Source organism: Corallococcus sp. M7, assembly GCF_054512695.1.
This window is the reverse complement of sequence record NZ_CM137252.1, coordinates 5,445,520-5,465,952: the sequence shown is the minus strand read 5'-3', so window position 1 is coordinate 5,465,952 and position 20,433 is coordinate 5,445,520. Positions and strand designations below refer to the sequence as shown.

Here is a 20,433-nt window from a genome sequence, read left to right as displayed (position 1 = left end):
GCGTGGAAACGACGAATGAGCTCACGCAGGACGCGCGCATCCTGAACTTCCTCGCGGAAGGCGGGGAGGGCTTCATCTCCGGGGAGGCGCTGTCCAACCGGCTGGGCCTGTCGCGCACGGCGGTGTGGAAGCACGTGGAGGCCCTGCGGCTGAAGGGCTACCGCATCGAAGCGGTGCCCGCGAAGGGCTACCGGCTGGTGGGCCGGCCGGACCGGCTCTCCTCGCTGGAGGTCCACCCGCTGCTCGCCACGCGCGCGGTGGGCCGCGTGCTGCACCACCACGACACCATCGGCTCCACCAACGCGGCGGCCTTCCGGCTGGCCCAGGACGGCGCTGTGCACGGCACGGTGGTGGTGGCAGAGCAGCAGACCGCCGGCAAGGGACGCCGGGGGCGCGCCTGGGTGTCGCCGCCGAACCTCAACCTGTACTTCTCCGCCATCCTGCGCCCGGAATTGCCCCCGCAGCGCGCGCCGGAGCTCACGCTGGTGGCCGCCGTGGCCCTGGCGGAGACGCTGCGCGACGCGGGCGCGGACGCCGCCATCAAGTGGCCCAACGACGTGCAGATTGGCGGCCGGAAGGTGGCCGGCATCCTCACGGAGCTGTCCGCCGAACCCGAGCGCGTGCACTTCGTCATCGTGGGCGTGGGGGTGAACCTCAACTCGGGCGAGGAGCACTTCCCCGACGAGCTGCGCGCCACGGCCACGTCGCTCGCCCTGGCGCTGGGGCGGCCCGTGGCCCGCGCGCCCTTCGCCGCGGCCCTGTGGAACCGGCTGGAGACCTGGCTGGACACGTACCTGGCCACCGGCTTCGACGCGGTGCGCACCCGCTGGAAGGCGCTCTCCAGCACCCTGGGAGTCCAGGTCCGGGTGCGGACGGACCGGGGGGACTGGGAGGGGTTCGCGGAGGACATCGACCCCACGGGCGCGCTGATGGTGCGCACGGCGGACGGACGGGTGGAGCGCGTGCTGGCGGGGGACGTGGAGCAGTTGCGTCCCCAGCGCTAGAGTGCGCCCCTGATGCTCCTGGCCATCGACGTCGGCAACACCAACACCGTCCTGGGCGTGTACGAGGGCCGGCGGCTCCTGGACCACTGGCGCCTGGAGACGAGCGCGCGAAGGAGCGCGGACGAGTACGGCATCCTCGTGCGCCAGCTCTTCGCGTGGAGCGGCATCGACGCGAACCAGGTGAAGGCCGTGGCGGTGTCCAGCGTGGTGCCGCCGCTCCAGTTCATCCTGGAGAAGATGAGCGAGCGCTACTTCAAGACGCGCCCCATGTTCGTGGGCCCGGGCGTGAAGACGGGCATGCCCATCCTCTACGACAACCCACGTGAGGTGGGCGCGGACCGCATCGTCAACGCCGTCGCCGCCTACGAGAAGCACCACCGCGGCCTCATCGTCGTGGACTTCGGCACCGCGACGACGCTGGACGCGGTGACGCCCAAGGGCGAGTACCTGGGCGGCGCCATCTGCCCCGGCATCAACATCTCCATGGAGGCCCTGTTCCAGAACGCCTCCAAGCTCCCCCGCGTCGAGTTCGCCCGGCCGCCGCACGTGGTGGGCCGCAACACCGTGCACTCCATGCAGTCCGGCCTGGTCCACGGCTACGTGAGCATGGTGGACGGCATGTGCGCGCGGATGGAGGCGGAGATGGGCTTCGCCGCGAAAGTGGTGGCCACCGGGGGCCTGGCCCCGCTGGTGGCCAGTGAATCGAAGGCCATCCAGGAGGTGGATGAGTTCCTCACCCTGGAGGGGCTGCGCATCATCTACGGAAGGAATCACGCGACATGAGCACCGCCGCTGACCCCAGCATTCCGGCCCCGCCCCCGGGCTGCCCCTTCAACTCCGAGTTCCTGCCGCCCAACCTGCGCAAGCACGTGGACCCCAACGCCCCCGTGCCCCTGCGGATGATGGCGGCCAAGTCCCTGGTGCCGCTCAACCCGGCGGACATGCTGGGCGCCCTCTACATGCTCACGTTCGACCCGGACGCGGGCGTGCGCGAGACGGCCGCCAAGACGTCCTCGGGGCTGCCGGACCGCATCCTCGGCTCCGCGCTGCGCGACGAGGGCGTGCAGCCGCCCGTGCTGGGCTACTTCCTGGGCCTGCTCAAGGACAAGGAAGCCTACGCGGAGATGCTCGTCCTCAACTCGGAGACGCCGGACGACGCCGTGGCCAGCGTGGCGTCCTCGTGCAGCCCGAAGGTGGCGGAGATCATCTCCCAGAACCAGCTGCGCCTGCTGCGCAACGAGGACATCCTCCGCGGCCTGTGCGCCAACCCCGGCGTCCCGGTTTCGCTGGTGGACAGCGTCTGCGACTTCGCGGTCCGCAGCGGTCTGGTCCTGGCGGACGTGCCCGCGATGCAGGCCGCGCGCGTGCGCATCTACGGCCCGCAAGCCGCCGCCGCGCCGCCGGACCCCGGCCCCACCGCGGAGGAGGTGCTCCAGGAGCTGGGCACGGAGGCACAGTCCGAGGACGCCGCTCCCATGGAGGAGGGCAAGCGCCTGACGCTCGCGCAGCGCATCATGAAGATGTCCATCGCGGAGAAGATCAAGCTGGGCACGCTGGGCAACAAGGAGGCCCGCTCCGCGCTCATCCGCGACACCAACAAGCTCGTCTGCGTGGCCGTCATCCGCAGCCCCCGCATCACGGACGGCGAGGTGCTCGCGTGCGCCGCGAACCGCGCCATCAACGAGGACGTGCTGCGCGTCATCTACAACAACCGCGAGTGGACGAAGATGCAGAAGGTGAAGCTCGCGCTGGTGAAGAACCCCAAGGTGCCGCTCACCGTCACCATGAAGTTCCTCAACACGCTGCGCGACGCGGAGCTGAAGGACCTCTCCCGCGACAAGAACGTGCCCGCCGCCGTGCAGTCCTTCGCCAAGAAGCTGCACGAGAAGAAGACGGCTCCGAAGCAACTGCCCGGCGGCAAGTAGCCGGGCAGTGGGGTGGGGGAGGGCGGTTCAACCGAGCCTTCCCCCCGGTGCTTCAGGCCGCGGCTTCCTCGTCGGCGTCGGCGTCCACGGCGGTGCCCGGCTCGTCCAAGAGCTGCTGCGCGATGGCCAGCGCCTTCTTCGTCTTCTCGCGCAGCTTCTCGTCGCCCTTGATGCGCGCGTAGAGCTTGGTGACGCGCTCGTCGTTGCGCACCGCCGCCTGCTCCAGCTCGGTGATGCGCGCGCGCAGGCCGTCCGCTTCCGAGGCCGCCTGGGCGCTCTGGTTGGACAGGTCCGCCTGGGCCTGCTCCAGCTGGCCGCGCAGGCCCTCCAGCTCGCCCTGCGCCGCCTCCACCTGAGAGCGCAGCCCTTCGGCCTCCTCGCGCGCCGCCTGGAGGTCCGCGTCCTGCTGGGCCACCTGGGCGCGCAGGCTGTCCGCCTCGGCCTGGAGGGCCTGGGCCTGGGCCTGGTGCTGATCCAGCTCCTCCTGGAGCGTGCCCAGCTTCGCGGTGGCGCCGCGCGCCTCCTCCTTCGCGGCGGCCAGCTGCTGATCCACGCGCTTGCGCTCCGTGGTGAGCTGCTCGGTGCGCGAGGTGAGCGTCTTGATCTGCGCGTCGCGGCGGTTCAGCTCGTCCTCGGAGGTGGAGGCCTTCTGCTCCAGCTCCAGGTGCTGATCCTTCAGCTCGATGATCTCCTGGTCCTTCTGGTTCAGCTCCGACTTGAGCCGCAGGATCTCCTTGTCGCGCTTGTTGACGGTGTCACGCAGCGCGAAGGTGTCCTTGTCGCTCTTGCCGGCGGTGGAGCGGGACGCCTCCAGCTCCGTGGCCTTCGCCTGGAGCTCGGACTCCAGCGACTGCACGCGCTCCTCGACCTGCGTCGTCTCGGCGCGCGCGTCCTCGAGCGCGCTCTGCAGCTCCGCGACCTTCGCGCGCAGGTTGCGCAGCTCCGCCAGGTCCGCGGCGGACGGGCCCGGGGCGGCGGCCGGCGTCACCGGAGCGGCGACGGCGGCGGGGCGCGCCGTGGCGGCGGGCGGCGGCACCGCGCGCAGCGGCGTGGCGGCGGCGCGCGCGGGCGGCGGGGTGGGGGCGGCGACGGGCTCCGGATCCACCGGCGGCATGAAGCCGACGACGGTCTTCTCCTCCGGCTCGTCCAGGCCGCCCAGCATGTCCAGCGAGTCGTCGTTGCTGTCAGGGCCCAGCGAGTCGAGCGCGGAGATCTCCTCCAGGTCGGACGGGGACTCCATCTCCTCCGGCGGCGCGACGACGGGCTCCTCGGGCGTGCCTGTCACGGGCTCGGACATGTCGCTGAAGGCGTCGTCGAGCATGTCCAGGTCTTCCCCGGCCACCGGGGCGTCCTCGCCCGTGTCGACGGCGATCTCCTCCGAGCCGAAGTCCGTCGCGGGCTCCTCGCCCAGCGAGTCCAGCGTGAGGCTCTCGTCCTCCACCACCTCGTTGCTGACAGGCGGCTCCGGGAAGCCGATGACGCCGCCCACGCGCTCGATGAGGGCGTCGGTGTCCACCGGCTTCGCCACGTACTCGTCCGCGCGCGCCTTCAGCTTGCTGTGCGCCGCGAAGCCGTCCGGGCTGCCGATGATGACGATGGGCACCGTCTTCAGCTCGTCGTCCTTCTTCAGCTTGCCGCAGATGAGGTAGCCGTTCTGTCCCGCGGACAGGTCCACCGCCAGCACCACGAGGTCCGGCCGCTCACGGCGGATCAGCTCCACGCTGCCCTTGCCGTCGCCCGTCGTCTGCGCGGAGAAGCCTCGCGACTCCAGGGCCTGCTGCAGGGTGGTGGCGAGGGTGGCGTCGCTTTCGACGATCAGGATTCGCTTGGACATGAAGGGACGGCCATCCTGGGGGTGCGGCGCGCGGTGTTTCACCGCGTGAGACAGCAGCGGCGGCGCGCGAGAGTGAAGACGCCGTCGAGGCTATCGGCCATGTGTGGGACCGTCAATCTTCACACCGGGCGCAACGCCCGGTATTCAGTTGAGCAGGCGACCACCCGAGCCCCCGCTTCGCGAGGGCTTCAGGGCTGTAGCGAGACCGGCTGCACGCTCACCGCGGGCTTCATCTGCGCGGGGCGCACGAGCCCGTTGGAGCGGTGCTCCTGATCCCGCAGCATCTGCAGGATGGCGGCGTCATCCAGGTCCGTCACCAGCTCGTAGGTGACGTCCTGATCACGCCACGTCACCACGTTGTACGCCTGGCTCGAGTCCACGGCGACGTTCTCCACCGTGGGGCCCTCGTCCTTGATCACCCGCTGCCCCGTCGCCGGATAGACGAACACGCCGATGTTGCGCTTGGGCTCGTTGGTGAGGCGGGGCTGCGTCTCGTAGCTGACGTAGACGACCTCCTGGCCGTTGAGCGTGGAGAAGCGCGCGCCCACGGGCCGCGCCTGCTGCAGGCGGGGCAGGGTGATGCGGTGCTCCACCTTGTCGTTGAACCACGCTTCGATCTGCTCCGGCGTGCCCGCGACGAACTCCAGGGGCCGCTGGCGCGTGTGGCGCTGCACGGCCTCCAGGATGGTGGCCTTCTGCGCCTTGCCGGACTGATACATCATCCAGCCGCCGCTCACCGTCACCACCACCAGGGCCATGGCCCCGGCGCGCAGCCACTGGCTCACCTGCGCGCGGCGGTGCTCGCGGTGCAGGCCGGACTGGATGCCCGCGCGCAGCGACGCCGGCGCGCGCGTACCCTGGGCGGAGATGGAGTGCTTCGCCGCGCGGCGAAGCGTCTGACGAAGCTGCATCTCCTCGTCCACGCGCGCGACACACGCCTCGCAGCCTTCGAGATGCGACTCCACGTCATGGCGTTCCTCGGGCTGGAATTCGCCGTCGAGGTACGGGTACAGCAACCGCTCGAGTTCCTGGCAGGTCATGGGCGCTCGATGAGGTGGGCGGAGGGAACTGCGACGCCCCTCCAACCTCTTTCTAGCCTGCCTTCTTCCGGCGGCGGTACTCTTCCAGGTCCGCCGGAACCTGCACCGGCTCCCCGTCGTGCCGGAAGACGCCCTGACCCTCGGCGTACTCGCGCAGCGTCTTCTGCAGCAGCTTGCGGCCACGGAAGAGGCGGCTCATCACGGTGCCCACGGGGCACTCCAGGATCTCCGCGATCTCCTTGTAGGAGAACTCCTGGAGGTCCGCGAGGATGACCACCAGCCGGAAGTCGATGGGCAGCGAGTCGATGGCGCGCAGCACGTCGTCCGACAGCAGCCGGTCGAAGAAGTACTGCTCCGGGTTGGCCGCGAAGTCCGTCGCGTCCCGGCTCACGAAGCGCTCATGCACCGCCTCGCGCTCCACGCCCTCCACCACCGTGCGCTCCTTCACCTTGCGGCGATAGCGGTTGATGAAGGTGTTCGTGAGGATCTTGAAGAGCCAGGCCTTGATGTTGGTCCCGCGCTCGAACTTGTCGAAGAAGCGGTAGGCCCGCATGCAGGTGTCCTGCACCAGGTCCTCGGCGTCGCGCTCGTTCTTGGTCAACCGGAGCGCCGCCGAATACAGCGGGTCCAGGTGCGCCAGCGCCAGCTCTTCGAATTCCTGCTTCGTCCGGTTGGGTTGCCTGAAGTCCAGCATCATGCTCCCGCCTTCCAGGGGCCCGAAATGATTGGGGAATGCGTCGCCTGCCTAACGGTCAATCTATGCACCGGAACAGACGGGTCAACAACGCTTTCCCCTGCCACGCCGCCCGCATGCCCGCTTCTGGAGTGCGGAGACGCCCGGCAGGATCATTTATTCCTCAGGGTGGGAACCGGACACCACACCCGTCCCCCGAGGCCGACCGGACAACCGGCCAGCACGTGGCTGGCCGGCTGTGGGGCAAGCTGCCTTCAGCTCACTTCTTGCCGCTGAGTGCGTCCATCAGGGGCACGTAGTCGTACCCCATGTCCTTGGCGACGGCCTCGTAGGTGATGTGGCCGTTGTAGGTGTTGATGGCGCGCTGGAGGGCGCGGTCGGACTTCACGGCCTCCACCAGGCCCAGGTCCGCGATCTTCCGCGAGTAGGGGCGGGTGGTGTTGGTGAGCGCGAAGGTGGACGTCTGGGGCACCGCGCCGGGCATGTTCGCCACGCAGTAGTGGACGACGTCGCTCACGGTGAAGGTGGGGTTGTCGTGCGTGGTGGGCTTGCAGGTCTCGATGCAGCCGCCCTGGTCCACCGCGACGTCGACGACGACGGAGCCGGGCTCCATCTCACCAATCAGCTCGCGCGACACCAGCTTCGGGGCCTTGCCGCCGGGGATGAGCACGCCGCCGATGACGAGGTCCGACTCGCGCACGGTGCGCGCGATGGACTCCGTGTCCGACGCCAGCGTCTGCGCGCGGCCGAGGAACACGTCGTCCAGGTAGGTGAGGCGCTCCAGGTTCACGTCCAGGATGGTCACTTCCGCGCCCATGCCGACGGCGACCTTGGCGGCGCACAGGCCCACCACGCCACCACCGATGACGGCCACGCGGCCGCGGCGCACGCCGGGCACGCCGCCCAGCAGGATGCCCTTGCCACCGTGGGCCTTCTCCAGGCACGCGGCGCCGACCTGGATGGCCATCTTGCCGGCCACCTCGGACATGGGCTTGAGCAGCGGGAGGCTGCCGTCGTCCAGCTGGAGGGTCTCGTAGGCGACCGCGGTCACCTTCTTCTTGATGAGCGTCTTGGTGAGCTCCGGGTCCACGCCGGCCAGGTGGAAGTACGTGTAGACGATCTGCCCGGGCTGCATGCGCTCGTACTCCGGCGCGATGGGCTCCTTCACCTTCACGATCATCTCCGCGCGCTTCCACACCTCATCCGCGCTGGTGATGATCTGCGCGCCGACGCGCTGGTACTCCGAATCCGGGATGCCGGAGCCGACGCCAGCGTTCGTCTCGACCAGCACCGTGTGCCCCGCCATGGTGAGCGCGCGCACGCCCGCAGGCACCATGCCGACACGGTACTCGCGGGTTTTGATCTCCTTGGGGACTCCGACGATCACGACTGCCTCCGACGAATGGGGGACTGCCTGGAAAACGTGGCGGACCCATAGACCAGGGCATGAGCGCTTTCAAGGCGCGCTCTGGCGTGGAAACGGGTCTGCCGTGATGGGCCTCATTCATCCATCCACATGACGCGAGGCGTTGGACGCAGGGCGGCCCACCCGTGTTAGTTAACAGCGCATGACGCACGCGCCGAAACTGCTCTTCGCGGACCCCAAGGGCCGGGTCATGGAGCATCCCTACCTCATCGCCACCCTGCGCAGCGGCGAGGAGCTGGTGCCCCCGCAGGACAAGCCCATCGCCCTGCCAGCGGCCGGGCGCCTGGTGCACCTGCCTGGCCGCCTGCCCGTGGGGCTCAACCCGGACTCCGGTGAGCTGGAGCTGGTGCGCGAGATGAAGGTGGGCGGAAAGACCTTCGTGCCCAATGCCGTAGGCGCGCTGCTGCCTCCCGGCTATACGCGCACGTTCCTTCCCGGAGAGGTGAAGGGCAGCGGGCCGGTGCTGCCGCAGTGGGCGTACACGGCGGCGGCGTGGGGAGAGAAGGGGCCGCTCGCGTGGGCCATCCACACGGACCGGCGTTCGCACTGGGAGCCGGAGGCGTACTCCACGCCGGAGCTCAAGGGCCTGGTGACGGCGCACATGGCGCGCTTCCCGGACAGCCGCGTGCTCAAGCAGTTGAAGACGTGCGCGCTGCTGTACCGGTGCTTCACGTCGCAGAACATCTTCTACGCGCGCGACGAGGGCGCCATCCCCGCGTCGGTGATGTGCAACGCGCGCTGCGTGGGCTGCATCTCGGATCAGCCCGCGGACGGCCCGCCGGCCTCGCACGAGCGCATGGATGACGGCCCCTCCGCGGAGGAGATGGCGGCCATCGGCCTGTACCACCTGGAGCACGCGCCGGGCCGCACCATGGTGAGCTTTGGCCAGGGCTGTGAGGGCGAGCCGCTGACGCGCTGGAAGTTCATCGCGGAGTCCATCCGCCTGATGCGCGCGAAGACGGACAAGGGCTCCATCAACATCAACACCAACGCCAGCCTCACGCACGGGCTCAAGGCCCTGCTGGACGCGGGGCTGGACGCCGTGCGCGTGTCGCTCAACTCCGCGTCCAAGGGGCTCTACGAGGCCTACTACAAGCCGGTGAAGTACGGCTGGGAGGACGTGGAGGCGTCCATCGCGCTGGCGCGCGAGCGGGGCGCATACCTGGCGCTCAACCTGCTCCTGTTCCCCGGCGTCACCGACCGCGAGGGCGAGGTGCGGGCGCTGGAGAACCTGGTGCGCAAGTACCGCGTGGATCAGGTGCAGACGCGCTCGCTGTGCATTGATCCGCTCCAGTACCTGGAGGTCGCGCGCGGCGTGGGCGCGGGCGGCGAGCCGGTGGGCATCCGCACGCTGCTCCAGCGGCTGAAGGCGGCGCGGCCGGGGCTGATCATCGGCAACTTCGCGCGCGGCCTGGACGAGCGGGAGAACGCCGCGGGCTCACCGGAGGTTTGACCGTCCGGGAGGGAAGGGTTACGCAGGACGGCATGTCCGCTTCCTCCTTCCGTTCCGCGTTCCGCCTCGCCGTCTTCTGTCTCTCCTCCGGTGCCGTCCTCGGTGCGTGCAGCAAGGCGCCCGAGGAGCCGGAGTTCGACCACGGCCTGAAGAAGCCGCTCGTGCGCAAGCTGCGCGAGGAGCTGGCGGAGACGCCGTGCGACAAGGCGAAGGCGCAGCAGCTGGCGCAGCTGCTGCTGGACACCGGCGACATGAAGGGCCTCACCCGCGTGACGGACACGTTCGGTGAGAAGTGCGGCCCCAACATCGTCCTGCTCCAGCTGGCGTACACGGCCAACGCGCGCGCCGGGGAGAAGGAGCTGGCGCTGAAGGCCGCCACCGCGCTGGTGACGGCGCAGCCGGACAACGCGAGCTACCACGTGTGGCGCGGCCTCTCATTGGAGGCGCTGGGGCGCACCGAGGAGACCGCGACGGAGCTGCAGAAGGCCTTCGACCTTCAGCCCGGCCAGCGTCCCATCCTCAACTCGCTGGTGAAGACCTACGACGCGCTGGGCAAGCCCTGCGAGGCGCTCGCCGCGTACCAGCGCTTCGTGGAGAACGCGAAGCCCTCCGAGGCGAAGTCCGCGGAGGTCCAGGAGCAGTTGCAGGAGCGGGCCGCCAAGACGAGCTGCCCGGCCCCGGAGGCCGCGGCGGCGCCCGACGCATCCGTGACGCCCGAGGCGGCGGCGAAGCCCTGAAGCGCGCGGGGACTACTCGGCGCCAGGGGGCATCAGCTCCTTGGCGACGAGGTTGCCCATCACGGCGTCCTTGGGGATGTAGCCGTCGGCGCCGGCCTCGCGGCAGATGCGCTGGAGCTCCTCGACGTTCTCGCCGGAGCACAGCAGCACCTTGATGCCCTTGAAGAGGCTGTTGCTCTTGATGAAGCGGCAGAACTGTTCGCCGTTCACGTTGGGCATGCGCACGTCCAGGAGCACCAGGTCCGGGCGCGTCTGCTTCTTCAGGATGATCTTCGTGGCCTTGTCCGCGGTGTCCGCGACGTGGACCTCGAAGCCCTTGGAGACCAGATCCGCTTCGATGATCCGCGCGGTCATCTCACTGTCATCCACGATGAGGATGCGCGGCTTGCGCCCCCCGGCGGCCACCGGGGCCTTGGGGAGTCCGCCGGAACCCGTGGCGGGTGCGGCCGGAGCCGCGGCGGGAGCAGGGGCGGCGGGCGCGGCGGCCGGGGCAGGGGAGGGGACGGGGATGTTCAGCGCCGGGGCGCCGATCATGCCCATGACGCCCCCCAGCACGCCCTCCAGGCCTCCGCTCTTGAGGATGTAGCCGTCCGCGCCGGAGTTCTTCACCTTCGCCTCCAGCTCCTGCTCGGAGATGTCCGAGTAGAGGACGAGCTTGGAGGTGACGCCCTTCTGTGTGCGGAGGTACTCGACGACATCGTCGCCGAACATCTCCGGCATGTTCACGTCCATGAGGATGAGCGCGAACGGGCCCTCGGTGAGCTTCTGGTTGAGCGTAGCCAGGTCCGGCGCGCCAATGGCCTCGTAGCCGGCGGCCGTCAGGGCCCGGACGGTGAGCTCCAGAAGCATCGGGCTGTCGTCAATGACCAGTACGCGGGACATCGTCCTCCTCAAGGGCTTCCAGCGCACAACCCTACACCTTTGGGTCACGATGGACCATCGAAACGGAGAGCAGGCGGCCGGTCCGGCATTGGACGATGGACCCTTGACCCCCTTTCTCCCGGTCTTGGATACTTCGCTGCCTTGACCCCGAACTCCTCCCCCCTCCAACGCGCCTTGCGCATGGCGCCAGACCGTACGGTGGCCGCCCAGGTCCGGCCGGAGCAGGAATTCTTCTGCTTCCGCGTGGGCGAGCTGCGCTTCGGCGTCCCCAGTGAGAACGTGCTCGAGGTGCTGCGCGCCGGGCTGCTCACGCCGCTGCCGCGCACGCCGTCCTTCATCCTGGGCGTCACCGGCCACCGAGGCCAGGTGCTTCCCGTGGTGGACCTCCTGCGCTTCCTCAGCAAGGGCGAGGCGCGCATCGGTCCGCGCACCCGCATCTTCGTGGGCGTCAGCGGCAGCTACGTGTCCGGCGTGGTCGCGGACACCGTGCTCGGCCTGCGCCGCATCCCCGTGGCGGACATCCTGCCGCCGCCTTTGGGCGGTGATCAGGCCGCAGAGCACCTCCTGGGCGTGGTGCAGGGCTCGGGGCCGGCGGATGGCCTCAACCTGCTCAACTTCTCCAAGCTCCTGCAGACGGCCCGTCAGCGCGCGGTGGTGCGATGAGCGGCAACGTCCTGCTGGATGAGGAAGTCCCCGAGCAGGAACGGGTCGTGGGAGAGGTGGACGTCCTCTTCTTCCAGATTGGTGATTCGGAGTACGGCACGGACGCGTCGTCCGTGCTGCGCATCGACCGGGCGCTCCCGGACGACCTGACCGTGCGCGACCTGGGGCTGCCCCACAAGGGCCACCGCGCGCTCGTGTTCGACACCCCCGAGGGCGAGGGCCACCTGAAGGTGGACGCCGTCAACGGGGTGCGCTCCATCCCGCTCGCCGGGCTGCGCCGCATGCCGGCCGCCGCCGCGGCGGCTTCGTATGCGGTGGGCGTCTGCCTCGACCTGGATGAAGAGGCGGGCCGTCCCGTGTTGCTCATTGATTTGGCGGAAACCTTGAAGACGCAAGGAAGGCACTGACACACATGTCCCTGGAGAGCCCCAACGAGAAGCCCGCGAAGTCCCGCGGCGCGAGGAAGTCCCCGGGCGTGAAGGCCGGCACGGAGTCCGTCATCGCCAACACGGTGACGGATCCGCTCAAGCCCTTCACCGACACGCTGATGGCGGTGCTGTCCGGCAACCTGAACGCGCGCGTCCCGCAGGACCGCGTGCAGGCGGATGCCAGCGGCTTTGGCCACCTGCTCAACCAGGTGCTGGAGCAGTTCTCCTCCGCCGAGCACCGCAAGCAGGTGGCGGCCCAGGAGATCGATCAGGCGCTCGACTCGCTCATCATCCTGGTGCGTGAGGGCGACCTGTCGCGCTGGAACACGTCCACCGAGGACCCCCAGCTCGGGCCCCTCCTCGAGGGCTTCGGCAAGGTCATCGAGACGCTGCGCATCTTCGTGCGGGAGATCAACGAGGCCGCGCTGCGGCTGTCGTCCTCCGCCAACCAGGTGCTGGCGGCGTCCACGCAGCACGAGACGTCCTCCACCGAGCAGGCCGCGGCCATCCACGAGACGACCGCGACCATGGAGGAGCTGAAGCACGCCTCCGCGCAGATCGCGGAGAACGCGGGCAGCGTGGCGCGCGTGGCGGAAGAGACGCTGGGCGCGGCCCGCGCGGGCCGTGGCGCCATTGGCGAGTTCATCCAGGCCATGCAGCAGATCCGCAGCGACGGCGTCGCGGTGGCGGACTCCATCTCCAAGCTGTCCAAGCGCGTGGAGCGCATTGGCACGGTGGTGGAAGTGATTGACGAGATCGCGGACCGCTCCGACCTCTTGGCGCTCAACGCGGCGCTGGAAGGCAGCCGCGCGGGTGAGGCGGGCAAGGGCTTCTCCATCGTCGCGGCGGAGATGCGCCGCCTGGCGGAGAACGTCCTGGAGTCCACCAAGGAGATCAAGAACCTGATCACCGAGATCCGCGAGGCCACGCAGGCCGCCGCGGGCGCCGCGGACGCGTCCAAGCACGCCACGGAGTCCGGCGAGAAGCTGGGCGCGGTGGCGGCGCAGGCGGTGGAGGGCATCCTCGCCGGCGTGCAGGAGACGAGCGACGCGGCCCGGGTCATCAACCTGGCGACCCAGCAGCAGCGCACGGCCACCGAGCAGGTGGTGGCGTCCATGGCGGAGATCGAGGACGTGACGCGCCAGACGACGCAGGCGTCCAAGCAGGCCACCGGGGCGGCCGCCGAGCTCACCCAGCTCGCGGGCCGGCTCGCGGAGCTCATCAAGCGGTTCAAGGCCGACTAGGCGTTCTCCTGAGGGGAGAAATGGGTCGAGGGGCGTGCACAGCGCCCTGACGCCCGCGACCCATGGACACCGAGGCCCTCAAGAAATCCCTCCTGAAGAAGTTCCAGGAGGTCACGGCCGACCGACTCCAGAAGATCCAGCTGGGAGTCATCGACCTGGAGAAGGAGACCGCGGAGCAGGCCGCGGAGGACGTCGCGCGCGAGCTGCACACGATGAAGGGCGAGGCCCGCATGCTGGGCCTGGCCGCCATCGGTCAGTTGGCGCACGCCGCCGAGGACGTCCTGCGCGCCGAGCGCGAAGGCAAGACGGCCACCGAGACGGCCACGGACGTGATGCTCCGTGCCTGCGACGTGCTGTCGGACCTCATCGAGGATCTGGACGCGGCCCACACCGGCACGTCCGCCACCGAGGAGATGGTGAAGGCGCTGTCGGAGGTGTCCGGCCACCCCGTGCCCGCCCTGGGCCCGGTGCGCAAGCCCGCCGCCTCCGCGCAGCCTCCGCCCAAGCCCGCGGTGCAGGCGCCCGTGGCCCCACCTGTCGCCGCGCCCGTGGCCCAGGCTCCGGTGGCCCAGGCTCCGGTGTCCGTGCAGGCCCCGCCCCGCGTGGCGGAGCCCGTCGCCGTGGCCGCGCCGCCTCCGCCGGCCGCGAAGGAGGAGGAAGCGCCCAGCGCCGCGAAGAGCAACACCATCGCGGACCGCAGCATCCGCGTGAACGTGGAGGTGCTGGACTCGCTGGGCCTGCTCGCCGGCGACCTGCTGGTGGAGAGCGCCCGCGGCCGGCTTCGCAGCACGGAGACGGCGCAGCTCTTCGAGCGCTTCAGCCGCCTGGGCGACCGCTTCCTGCGCATCTCCGAGGACGTGGACGTCCCGGATGACATCCGCAAGGAACTGGAGCGCGCGGAGGCGGACCTGCACATGCTGCGCGACGACGCGTTCCGCTTCGTGCGCCGCAACGGGGACGGCATCAACACGCTGCACGGCAACCTGGCCCAGCTGGCGGACCACGTGGCCGAGGCGCGCCTGGTGCCGCTGTCCACCGTGTTCGACGCGTTCCCTCGCGCGGTGCGCGACATCGCGAAGACGCAGAACAAGGAAGTGGACCTGATCATCGAGAACGCCGACATCGGCGTGGACAGGTCCATGCTGGCCGACGTGCGCGACGCGCTGGTGCACCTCTTGCGCAACGCGGTGGACCACGGCCTGGAGTCTCCGGACTTCCGCCAGCAGATGGGCAAGCCCGCCACGGGCCGCATCCGCATCCGCGTGCGCGTGGACGGCGACATGCTCCACATCGAGGTGGAGGACGACGGCCGCGGCATGGACACCGAGCGGCTCAAGCAGGTGGCCATCAACAAGCGCCTCTTGTCGCCGGTGCAGGCCGCCGCGCTGTCGGAGCGCGAGGCCATCGAGCTCATCTTCCGCCCGGGTTTCTCCACGCGCGAGCAGGTCAGCGAGCTGTCCGGCCGCGGCGTGGGCATGGACGTGGTGAAGCGCAAGGTGGAGACGCTGGGCGGGTCCGTGGGCGTGCAGAGCCGCCAGGGCCGCGGCACCACCATCACGCTGCGCCTGCCTCAGTCGCTGGCCCTCATGAAGGTGCTGCTGGTGCGCCTGGGCGACGACGTCTACGGCATGCCCGCCGCGGACGTGGTGGCCGTCATGCGCATCAAGCCGGATGACCGCATGGAGGTCTTCGGGACGCTGGCGGTGCGGCACCGGGGCAAGCCCACGGCGCTCGTGGCGCTGGGGCCGCTGTTGGGCCTCAACGGCGGCAACCGCTTCGACAAGCCTCCCGCGGTGGTGGTGCGCCACGGCGACGACTACGCCGCGCTGGTGGTTGACGGCTTCGTGGACGAGCGCGAGGTGGCGGTGAAGCCCTGTGGAGGCGAGTTCCTCAAGGGCGCGCCGTTCATCGCGGGCACGGCGGCGCTGGAGGACGGGCGCATCGCGGTGCTGCTGCACGTGCCGGACATCATGACGGAGGTGCGCCGCATGGCCCGCCCCGTCACCCAGGCGCCCGCCAGCCGCCGGCTGCGCGTGCTGCTGGTGGACGACTCGCCCATCGCGCGCGCGACGGAAGGCGCGCTCGTCAAGGCGCTGGGCCACTCCGTGGAGGAGGCCCAGGACGGCGAGGAGGCGTACGTGAAGGTGCAGTCGAACACGTACGACCTCATCCTCACGGACGTGCAGATGCCGAAGCTGGACGGCTTCTCCCTCACGCGGCGGCTGAAGGGCACGCCCGCCGTGGCGCGCATCCCGGTCATCATCCTGTCGTCGCTCGCGTCGCCGGAGGACAAGCGGCGCGGCCTGGATGCGGGCGCGGATGCGTACCTGGTGAAGGGCGAGCTGGGGGTGGAGATCCTGGCGCAGTCCATCGATCGGCTGACCTGAGGAGCCTCTCGTGGGCGGCGGCACGGCGGTGATGGGACTGGCGTTCCGGGTACTCCTGGTGGGGCGGGGCCTGCGCGGGCTGGTGCGCGGGCTCTTCGAGGGAGAGTCCCTGGTCGCCGTGGGTCCACCGGAGGCGGACTTCGTGGGGGCGGAGGCGGTGGTGCGCCGCCACTTCCCGGACGTGCTGCTGGTGGACCTGACGTCCTCGGAGGCGCTCTCCGCCATCGAGCGCATCATGGCCCAGCGCCCCACGCCCATCCTCGCGCTACACCCGGGCGTGCTCACCGGCCAGCAGGCGTTCCAGGCGCTGGCCCTGGGCGCGCTGGACGTGATGGACCGGCCCATGACGCCGGGGCCGGACTTCTGGCACGCGGTGAACCGCAAGCTGGTGATGCTGGCGCAGGTGAAGGGCGTGCGCTCGCCGCCCGTCTCGCCCAAGGCCAGGCAGCCGGTGCAGGAGGGGCCCACCGCGCCGTTCCCCCTGGTCGCGCTGGCTGCCTCGCTGGGCGGGCCGAAGGCCGTCGCGTCCGTGCTGCGGATGATTCCGCGGGGATTCCCCGCGCCCATCGCCTACTGTCAACACATCAGCCAGGGCTTCACGGAAGGCCTGGCGCACTGGCTGTCCACGGAGACGGCGCTCCGCGTCGTCGAGGCGACGCATGACGCGTGGATGGAGCCGGGCACGGTGTACATCGCCCCTTCGGGAGGACATCTGCTGGTGAAGCCGGACGGCCGTCTGGAACTGGATACAGGACCTGCCCTGCGGGGCTTCCGCCCCTCGTGTGACATGCTGCTCACTTCGGCCGGGGAGTCTTTCGGCAAGAGGTGCATTGGCGTCATCCTGACGGGCATGGGCCGAGACGGCGCCAGGGGGCTGAAGGAGATTCGCGAGCGGGGCGGGCGCACCATCGCGCAGGACGAGGCCACGTGCGTCGTCTACGGCATGCCTCGCGAGGCCGTGCTGCTGGGAGCGGCGCAGCAGGTGCTGCCGCTGGACGTCATCGCTCCGACGCTCGTGCAATGGGTGGACGCGTGCTGAACGTGGGCAACAAGGTGCTCCAACAGCTGTCCGCGCTCCTGTTGGAACGCGCGGGGCTGAAGATCACCCTGGATGGGTATCACAGCCTGCGGCTCGCCCTGTCCACGCGCATGCCCGTGCTGGGGCTGAGCGACCCGGAGAAGTACCTGCAGAAGCTGATGAGCGCGAGCGGCGAGGAGGAGCTGCGCGCGCTCCTGCCGCTGGTGACGGTGGGGCACACGGAGTTCTTCCGCGACGCGAAGCAGTTCCGCGCGCTGGAGGGGAGCGTGCTGCCGGAGCTGCTCGCGCGGGCCCGGCGCGAGATGCGCAAGGTGTCCATCTGGTCCGCGGGCTGCGCCACCGGAGAAGAGCCCTACAGCCTGGCGCTGGTGATGGCGGAGCTGGGCGCGCTCGCGGTGGAGGTGGACCTGTGGGCCACCGACCTGAACCTGGCCGCGGTGGAGGCCGCGCGGCAGGGGCGCTTCTCCTCACGCCGCGCGATGGCCATTGGCCCGGAGCGGCTCAAGCGCTTCTTCCGGCCCGTGGAGGACGGCTACGAGGCGTCGCCCATCCTGCGCGAGTACATCCGCTTCGATGGCCAGAACCTGGCCGCGCCGGTGTTCGACAAGGTGGCGCCCGCGTCGTTGGATCTCATCCTCTGCCGCAACGTCATCATCTACTTCGACCTGCCCACCATCCGCGGGCTGATGGACCGCTTCCTCGCGGCGCTGCGTCCGGGCGGGCTGCTCTTCCTGGGGTACTCGGAGAGCCTGTTCAAGGTCTATGACCGCTTCGAGATGATCGAAGTGGACGGCGCGTTCGTGTACCGGCGCCCGCTGGGCGAGCGCCCCCGTCCGCCGCCGCCGCTGGCGCCCATGGCGACGGAACCCCGGCCGGGCAGCCCGGAGTCCTTCGCGGTGGAGCTGCGCCAGCGGATGCAGGCCAGCGCGGAGACCGCGGCCCGGCTGCGCGCGGGAGGCGTGAGCGACGCGGCGGGTGCCAGGGCTCCGGACGCGCCCGTGCGCAGGCCCACCCTGGAGATGCCCTCCCTGGGCGCGCTCGGGGGCCGCCGCACCGGGGAGTTCCCCGCCGTCCGCCCGGAACCGGCCCGCACCGGCGAGTTCCCCGCCATCAAGCTGGATCCGCCCCGTCCCGGAGAGCCTCCGCGCCGGACCGCGACGACCGGCTCCTTCGCCGCGGTGCGCGTGGAGCCGCCCACGCCGCGGCCCCCGCCGGAAGCGACGCCCGCGCGCCCCAGCGGCTCATGGCCCCAGTTGCTGCCGCCCGCGGAGCGCTTGAACATGGCCGTGCGGAAGATGGCGCAGGGTGACTTTCCCGCCGCCATCGACGGCGTGAAGCGGCTCCTGGTGGACGAGCCCTCCGACCTGGACGCGCTCCTGACGCTGGGCAACCTGTACTCGCTCACCGGCCGCATCAACGAGGCGCGCGACACCTTCGGTCAGGCGCTCCAGCGCGAGCCGCTGTGCGTGGAGGCGCGCGTCTTTGGCGGGGTGGCGGCGATGCAGGCGGGGAGCCTGGTGGAGGCGCGCTCCGAGCTGGCCAAGGCCCTGTTCCTGGAGCCCACGCTGGCCATTGGACACTACCTGCTGGCCCAGGTGCAGGAGCGCACGCAGGACTTCGAGGCGGCCCGGCGCAGCTACCGCAACGCCGTCGCGCAGTTGAAGTACCCGCAGCGCCCGTTGGCGGGGCACTACCCGGAGATGCTCGACTCCGCGGAGGCCATCTCCCGCGCGGCCCGCTATGCGCTGGCCGCGCTGGAGGAGCAGCAGCCGGGCTGAAGAAGAAGCCACAGCCCGGCGGACGGCTTCAGTCCAGGTTGCCCTTCACCTGATCCAGGCTCTTGGACGGATCCAGCACCGCGCCGAACTTCTTCTGGATGTACGTCTTGGCCTGGTTGCGCAGCAGCATTCCGGGGTCGGTGCCCTCGCCGGAGATGGCCTTGTCCGTGATGGTGAAGCTGGCGTCCAGGTTGATGCCCATCACCTTGCCGACGAGCTTCGCGCCCTCGTCGCCCTGCCAGTCGGACTTCACGCCGTACTTGGAGCCCCAGTACTGCAGGAGCTGCTCGACGCGCTTCTTGACCTCGTCCTTAGGAAGGTTGTGGGGGACCTCGAACTTCATCGTGCCCATGGCTGACTCCTGATTCATTCCGCGAAAGCGGGTGCGTCCATCCGGTTTAGTGACCTCGGGCCGGAAAGTGAACCGCCGTCTTCAATGGGATGTCCACCGGCTGCCTACCGGGCGCCCCAGCGCTCCAGGTACGGGTCCAGGTCGAACTTCTCCGCGGTGCGCAGCGAGCTCATGGGCCGGACCTTTCCAATCACCGGGCGCTCCTGGAAGGGCCGGTCGTGCAGCCCCAGGACCCACATGAAGTTGGAGACGCTCGCCGGGTCGCGCCCGTCCACCGCGTAGGTGTCGTTGAGCCGCGCGATGCGGGCCAGCGCCTCCTCCGGCGTGGGGCTCCACTCCAGGATCTTCTTCCCCCAGAGCATGCGCAGGTAGTTGTGGATCCGCCCGCGCTCCCGCAGCTCGCGCTGGGACGCGTTCCAGAGCGCGTCCTGCGTGCGGCCCTGATCCAGCTCCTCGAAGGAGTAGAGGTGCGGGCGCGGATCCTTGCGGTGGCGTGACAGTGTCTCGCGCGCCCACGCGGGCAGGGAGTCCGTGCTCAGCTGCTTCGGGCCGGGCGTGTGGAAGCAGTAGTTGAAGCCCAGCTCGCGGCGCACGAGCAGCTCCTCCACGAAGGACTGCACTGCGGGGTGGTCCTTGCCCTTCGCCGCGATGGCCGCGCGCGCCGCCTCGCCGGGGAAGAGGTTTCCCCAGTGGAAATAGGGCGACAGGTTGGACTGCTGGCCCAGGCCCGGATCATTGCGGCCGGTGTCGTAGCCCTCCAGCCGCTCGCGCAGGAACGCGTTCAGGGCCTTGAGGCCCGCCTTGCGTCCACCGCGCTCGGAGAGGGGCTTCACGGAATGATCCAGCGCGAACGTGTCCAGCGCGGCGCGGACCTTCACGGCGTCGGACAGCTCGAAGTCCGGCTGGAGCTTCGCGCCCGACACGCGCGGCTTGCGCTTGGGCAGCGTGCGCTCCAGGTACTCCGGCCACAGCTTGCGCAGCTTGGGGCGCAGCGCGTACGCGCCCACCTGGGCCGCGGGGATGCGCTGCATGGGCACCACGCAGGAGGCGTCCACGGCGATGAGCGGCACCCGCAGCGCCTTCGCCGCGCCTCTCAGGTGGCCCGGGATGATGTACGTGGGGAACAGGTCCGACACGACGGCCGCCGCGCGCCGGCCCAGGCTCGCGAGCCTCGGCTTGTGCTCCTTCTTCGTGCGCGGCAGCTCCAGCCAGTACGGCAGGCCGCGCGCGGCGCAGCCCTTCGCCATGTCCGCCATGCCCTCCAGGGCCCATGCGTGGAGCCGCTCCGACGCGTAGGGGTAGTCCGGGCGGATGGCCTGGTAGACGACGACGGGCAGGCCCAGGTGGTTGCCCAGCGCGATGGCGGCGTCCAGCGCGTGGTTCTCCTCCCACCGATGGTTCACCATGCACCAGTAGAGGACGAAGTCGCGCTGACCGGGAGGGAAGGGGGCCTCGTTCACCGCCTGCACGCGGGCGGAGTCGACGCCGAGTTCGGACCAGGAGATGCCTTCAGGCATGGGCGCGCGAGAATCTTCGACACGCGGCGG

The 20,433-nt window shown here is 70.2% G+C and carries 18 protein-coding genes; 11 read left to right on the top strand and 7 right to left on the bottom strand.

Annotation, left to right across the window (positions count from 1 at the left end; all coding sequences use genetic code 11):
- Positions 1–2 precede the first annotated feature (2 nt).
- Genes ACX114_RS21695 through ACX114_RS21685 form a run of 3 tightly spaced genes read left to right on the top strand, consistent with a single transcriptional unit; the run spans position 3 to position 2,929 of the window.
- Entirely contained in the window at positions 3–1,004 is a 1,002-nt protein-coding gene (locus tag ACX114_RS21695) for a biotin--[acetyl-CoA-carboxylase] ligase (RefSeq protein ID WP_459287380.1), read from the top strand.
- 12 nt (positions 1,005–1,016) lie between these two features.
- Complete coding sequence (locus ACX114_RS21690) at positions 1,017–1,787, top strand: type III pantothenate kinase (RefSeq protein WP_459287378.1); 771 nt, start codon at positions 1,017–1,019, stop codon at positions 1,785–1,787.
- The gene (locus ACX114_RS21685) at positions 1,784–2,929 is read left to right on the top strand and encodes a hypothetical protein (protein ID WP_459287376.1); all 1,146 of its coding nucleotides are present in this window, start codon (positions 1,784–1,786) and stop codon (positions 2,927–2,929) included. Before ACX114_RS21690 ends, ACX114_RS21685 begins: the two co-directional genes overlap by 4 nt.
- A gap of 52 nt (positions 2,930–2,981) precedes the next feature.
- On the opposite strand, the gene ACX114_RS21680 is transcribed toward ACX114_RS21685, so the two are convergent.
- The 4 genes from ACX114_RS21680 to ald form a co-directional block, all read right to left on the bottom strand.
- Positions 2,982–4,763 carry a response regulator gene (locus tag ACX114_RS21680; RefSeq protein WP_459287374.1) on the bottom strand — a complete coding sequence of 594 codons (1,782 nt, stop codon included), beginning with the start codon at positions 4,761–4,763 and terminating at the stop codon, positions 2,982–2,984.
- 188 nt (positions 4,764–4,951) lie between these two features.
- On the bottom strand, positions 4,952–5,803 hold the full coding sequence (locus tag ACX114_RS21675; RefSeq protein ID WP_459287372.1) for an anti-sigma factor family protein: 852 nt from the start codon (positions 5,801–5,803) through the stop codon (positions 4,952–4,954).
- Positions 5,804–5,855: 52 nt separating this feature from the next.
- The gene (locus ACX114_RS21670) at positions 5,856–6,497 is read right to left on the bottom strand and encodes a sigma-70 family RNA polymerase sigma factor (protein ID WP_370645426.1); all 642 of its coding nucleotides are present in this window, start codon (positions 6,495–6,497) and stop codon (positions 5,856–5,858) included.
- 259 nt (positions 6,498–6,756) lie between these two features.
- Positions 6,757–7,884, bottom strand: a complete 1,128-nt coding sequence (ald, locus tag ACX114_RS21665; protein WP_404362210.1) for an alanine dehydrogenase — start codon at positions 7,882–7,884, stop codon at positions 6,757–6,759.
- A 181-nt stretch (positions 7,885–8,065) separates the two neighbouring features.
- Here ald and ACX114_RS21660 point away from each other — a divergent pair, with 181 nt between their 5' ends.
- Together ACX114_RS21660 and ACX114_RS21655 are read left to right on the top strand one after the other, a co-directional pair.
- Positions 8,066–9,376 (top strand): radical SAM protein, encoded by a 1,311-nt coding sequence (locus ACX114_RS21660; protein WP_459287370.1) that lies wholly within the window; start codon positions 8,066–8,068, stop codon positions 9,374–9,376.
- A 32-nt stretch (positions 9,377–9,408) separates the two neighbouring features.
- Positions 9,409–10,113, top strand: a complete 705-nt coding sequence (locus tag ACX114_RS21655; RefSeq protein ID WP_459287368.1) for a hypothetical protein — start codon at positions 9,409–9,411, stop codon at positions 10,111–10,113.
- Positions 10,114–10,125: 12 nt separating this feature from the next.
- Here ACX114_RS21655 and ACX114_RS21650 read toward each other — a convergent pair whose 3' ends face one another.
- Positions 10,126–10,995, bottom strand: coding sequence for a response regulator (locus ACX114_RS21650; RefSeq protein WP_459287366.1), 870 nt, complete (start codon positions 10,993–10,995; stop codon positions 10,126–10,128).
- A gap of 180 nt (positions 10,996–11,175) precedes the next feature.
- Here ACX114_RS21650 and ACX114_RS21645 point away from each other — a divergent pair, with 180 nt between their 5' ends.
- The 6 genes from ACX114_RS21645 (at position 11,176) to ACX114_RS21620 (ending at position 18,534) form a co-directional block, all read left to right on the top strand.
- On the top strand, positions 11,176–11,658 hold the full coding sequence (locus tag ACX114_RS21645; RefSeq protein ID WP_459287364.1) for a chemotaxis protein CheW: 483 nt from the start codon (positions 11,176–11,178) through the stop codon (positions 11,656–11,658).
- On the top strand, positions 11,655–12,065 hold the full coding sequence (locus ACX114_RS21640) for a Frizzy aggregation protein FrzB (RefSeq protein WP_459287362.1): 411 nt from the start codon (positions 11,655–11,657) through the stop codon (positions 12,063–12,065). The genes ACX114_RS21645 and ACX114_RS21640 overlap by 4 nt, the downstream gene beginning before the upstream one ends.
- A gap of 5 nt (positions 12,066–12,070) precedes the next feature.
- On the top strand, positions 12,071–13,330 hold the full coding sequence (locus ACX114_RS21635; RefSeq protein WP_459287360.1) for a methyl-accepting chemotaxis protein: 1,260 nt from the start codon (positions 12,071–12,073) through the stop codon (positions 13,328–13,330).
- A gap of 62 nt (positions 13,331–13,392) precedes the next feature.
- Positions 13,393–15,717: a hybrid sensor histidine kinase/response regulator gene (locus tag ACX114_RS21630; RefSeq protein WP_459287358.1), complete on the top strand. Its 2,325-nt coding sequence runs from the start codon at positions 13,393–13,395 to the stop codon at positions 15,715–15,717.
- Positions 15,718–15,754: 37 nt separating this feature from the next.
- On the top strand, positions 15,755–16,756 hold the full coding sequence (locus ACX114_RS21625; protein WP_459300231.1) for a chemotaxis protein CheB: 1,002 nt from the start codon (positions 15,755–15,757) through the stop codon (positions 16,754–16,756).
- Complete coding sequence (locus tag ACX114_RS21620; RefSeq protein ID WP_459287356.1) at positions 16,750–18,534, top strand: CheR family methyltransferase; 1,785 nt, start codon at positions 16,750–16,752, stop codon at positions 18,532–18,534. Before ACX114_RS21625 ends, ACX114_RS21620 begins: the two co-directional genes overlap by 7 nt.
- A gap of 28 nt (positions 18,535–18,562) precedes the next feature.
- Here ACX114_RS21620 and ACX114_RS21615 read toward each other — a convergent pair whose 3' ends face one another.
- Both ACX114_RS21615 and ACX114_RS21610 read right to left on the bottom strand, forming a co-directional pair.
- Positions 18,563–18,886, bottom strand: a complete 324-nt coding sequence (locus ACX114_RS21615; protein WP_459287354.1) for a polyhydroxyalkanoic acid system family protein — start codon at positions 18,884–18,886, stop codon at positions 18,563–18,565.
- Positions 18,887–18,990: 104 nt separating this feature from the next.
- Positions 18,991–20,403: a deoxyribodipyrimidine photo-lyase gene (locus ACX114_RS21610; protein WP_459287353.1), complete on the bottom strand. Its 1,413-nt coding sequence runs from the start codon at positions 20,401–20,403 to the stop codon at positions 18,991–18,993.
- Positions 20,404–20,433: the final 30 nt, after the last annotated feature.

Coding starts and splice junctions, on each gene's coding strand:
- ACX114_RS21690 (WP_459287378.1), top strand. CDS start 1,017: ATGCTCCTGGCCATCGACGTCGGCAACACCAACACCGTCCTGGGCGTG.
- ACX114_RS21685 (WP_459287376.1), top strand. CDS start 1,784: ATGAGCACCGCCGCTGACCCCAGCATTCCGGCCCCGCCCCCGGGCTGC.
- ACX114_RS21680 (WP_459287374.1), bottom strand. CDS start 4,763: ATGTCCAAGCGAATCCTGATCGTCGAAAGCGACGCCACCCTCGCCACC.
- ACX114_RS21675 (WP_459287372.1), bottom strand. CDS start 5,803: ATGACCTGCCAGGAACTCGAGCGGTTGCTGTACCCGTACCTCGACGGC.
- ACX114_RS21670 (WP_370645426.1), bottom strand. CDS start 6,497: ATGCTGGACTTCAGGCAACCCAACCGGACGAAGCAGGAATTCGAAGAG.
- ACX114_RS21660 (WP_459287370.1), top strand. CDS start 8,066: ATGACGCACGCGCCGAAACTGCTCTTCGCGGACCCCAAGGGCCGGGTC.
- ACX114_RS21655 (WP_459287368.1), top strand. CDS start 9,409: ATGTCCGCTTCCTCCTTCCGTTCCGCGTTCCGCCTCGCCGTCTTCTGT.
- ACX114_RS21650 (WP_459287366.1), bottom strand. CDS start 10,995: ATGTCCCGCGTACTGGTCATTGACGACAGCCCGATGCTTCTGGAGCTC.
- ACX114_RS21645 (WP_459287364.1), top strand. CDS start 11,176: ATGGCGCCAGACCGTACGGTGGCCGCCCAGGTCCGGCCGGAGCAGGAA.
- ACX114_RS21640 (WP_459287362.1), top strand. CDS start 11,655: ATGAGCGGCAACGTCCTGCTGGATGAGGAAGTCCCCGAGCAGGAACGG.
- ACX114_RS21635 (WP_459287360.1), top strand. CDS start 12,071: ATGTCCCTGGAGAGCCCCAACGAGAAGCCCGCGAAGTCCCGCGGCGCG.
- ACX114_RS21630 (WP_459287358.1), top strand. CDS start 13,393: ATGGACACCGAGGCCCTCAAGAAATCCCTCCTGAAGAAGTTCCAGGAG.
- ACX114_RS21615 (WP_459287354.1), bottom strand. CDS start 18,886: ATGGGCACGATGAAGTTCGAGGTCCCCCACAACCTTCCTAAGGACGAG.
- ACX114_RS21610 (WP_459287353.1), bottom strand. CDS start 20,403: ATGCCTGAAGGCATCTCCTGGTCCGAACTCGGCGTCGACTCCGCCCGC.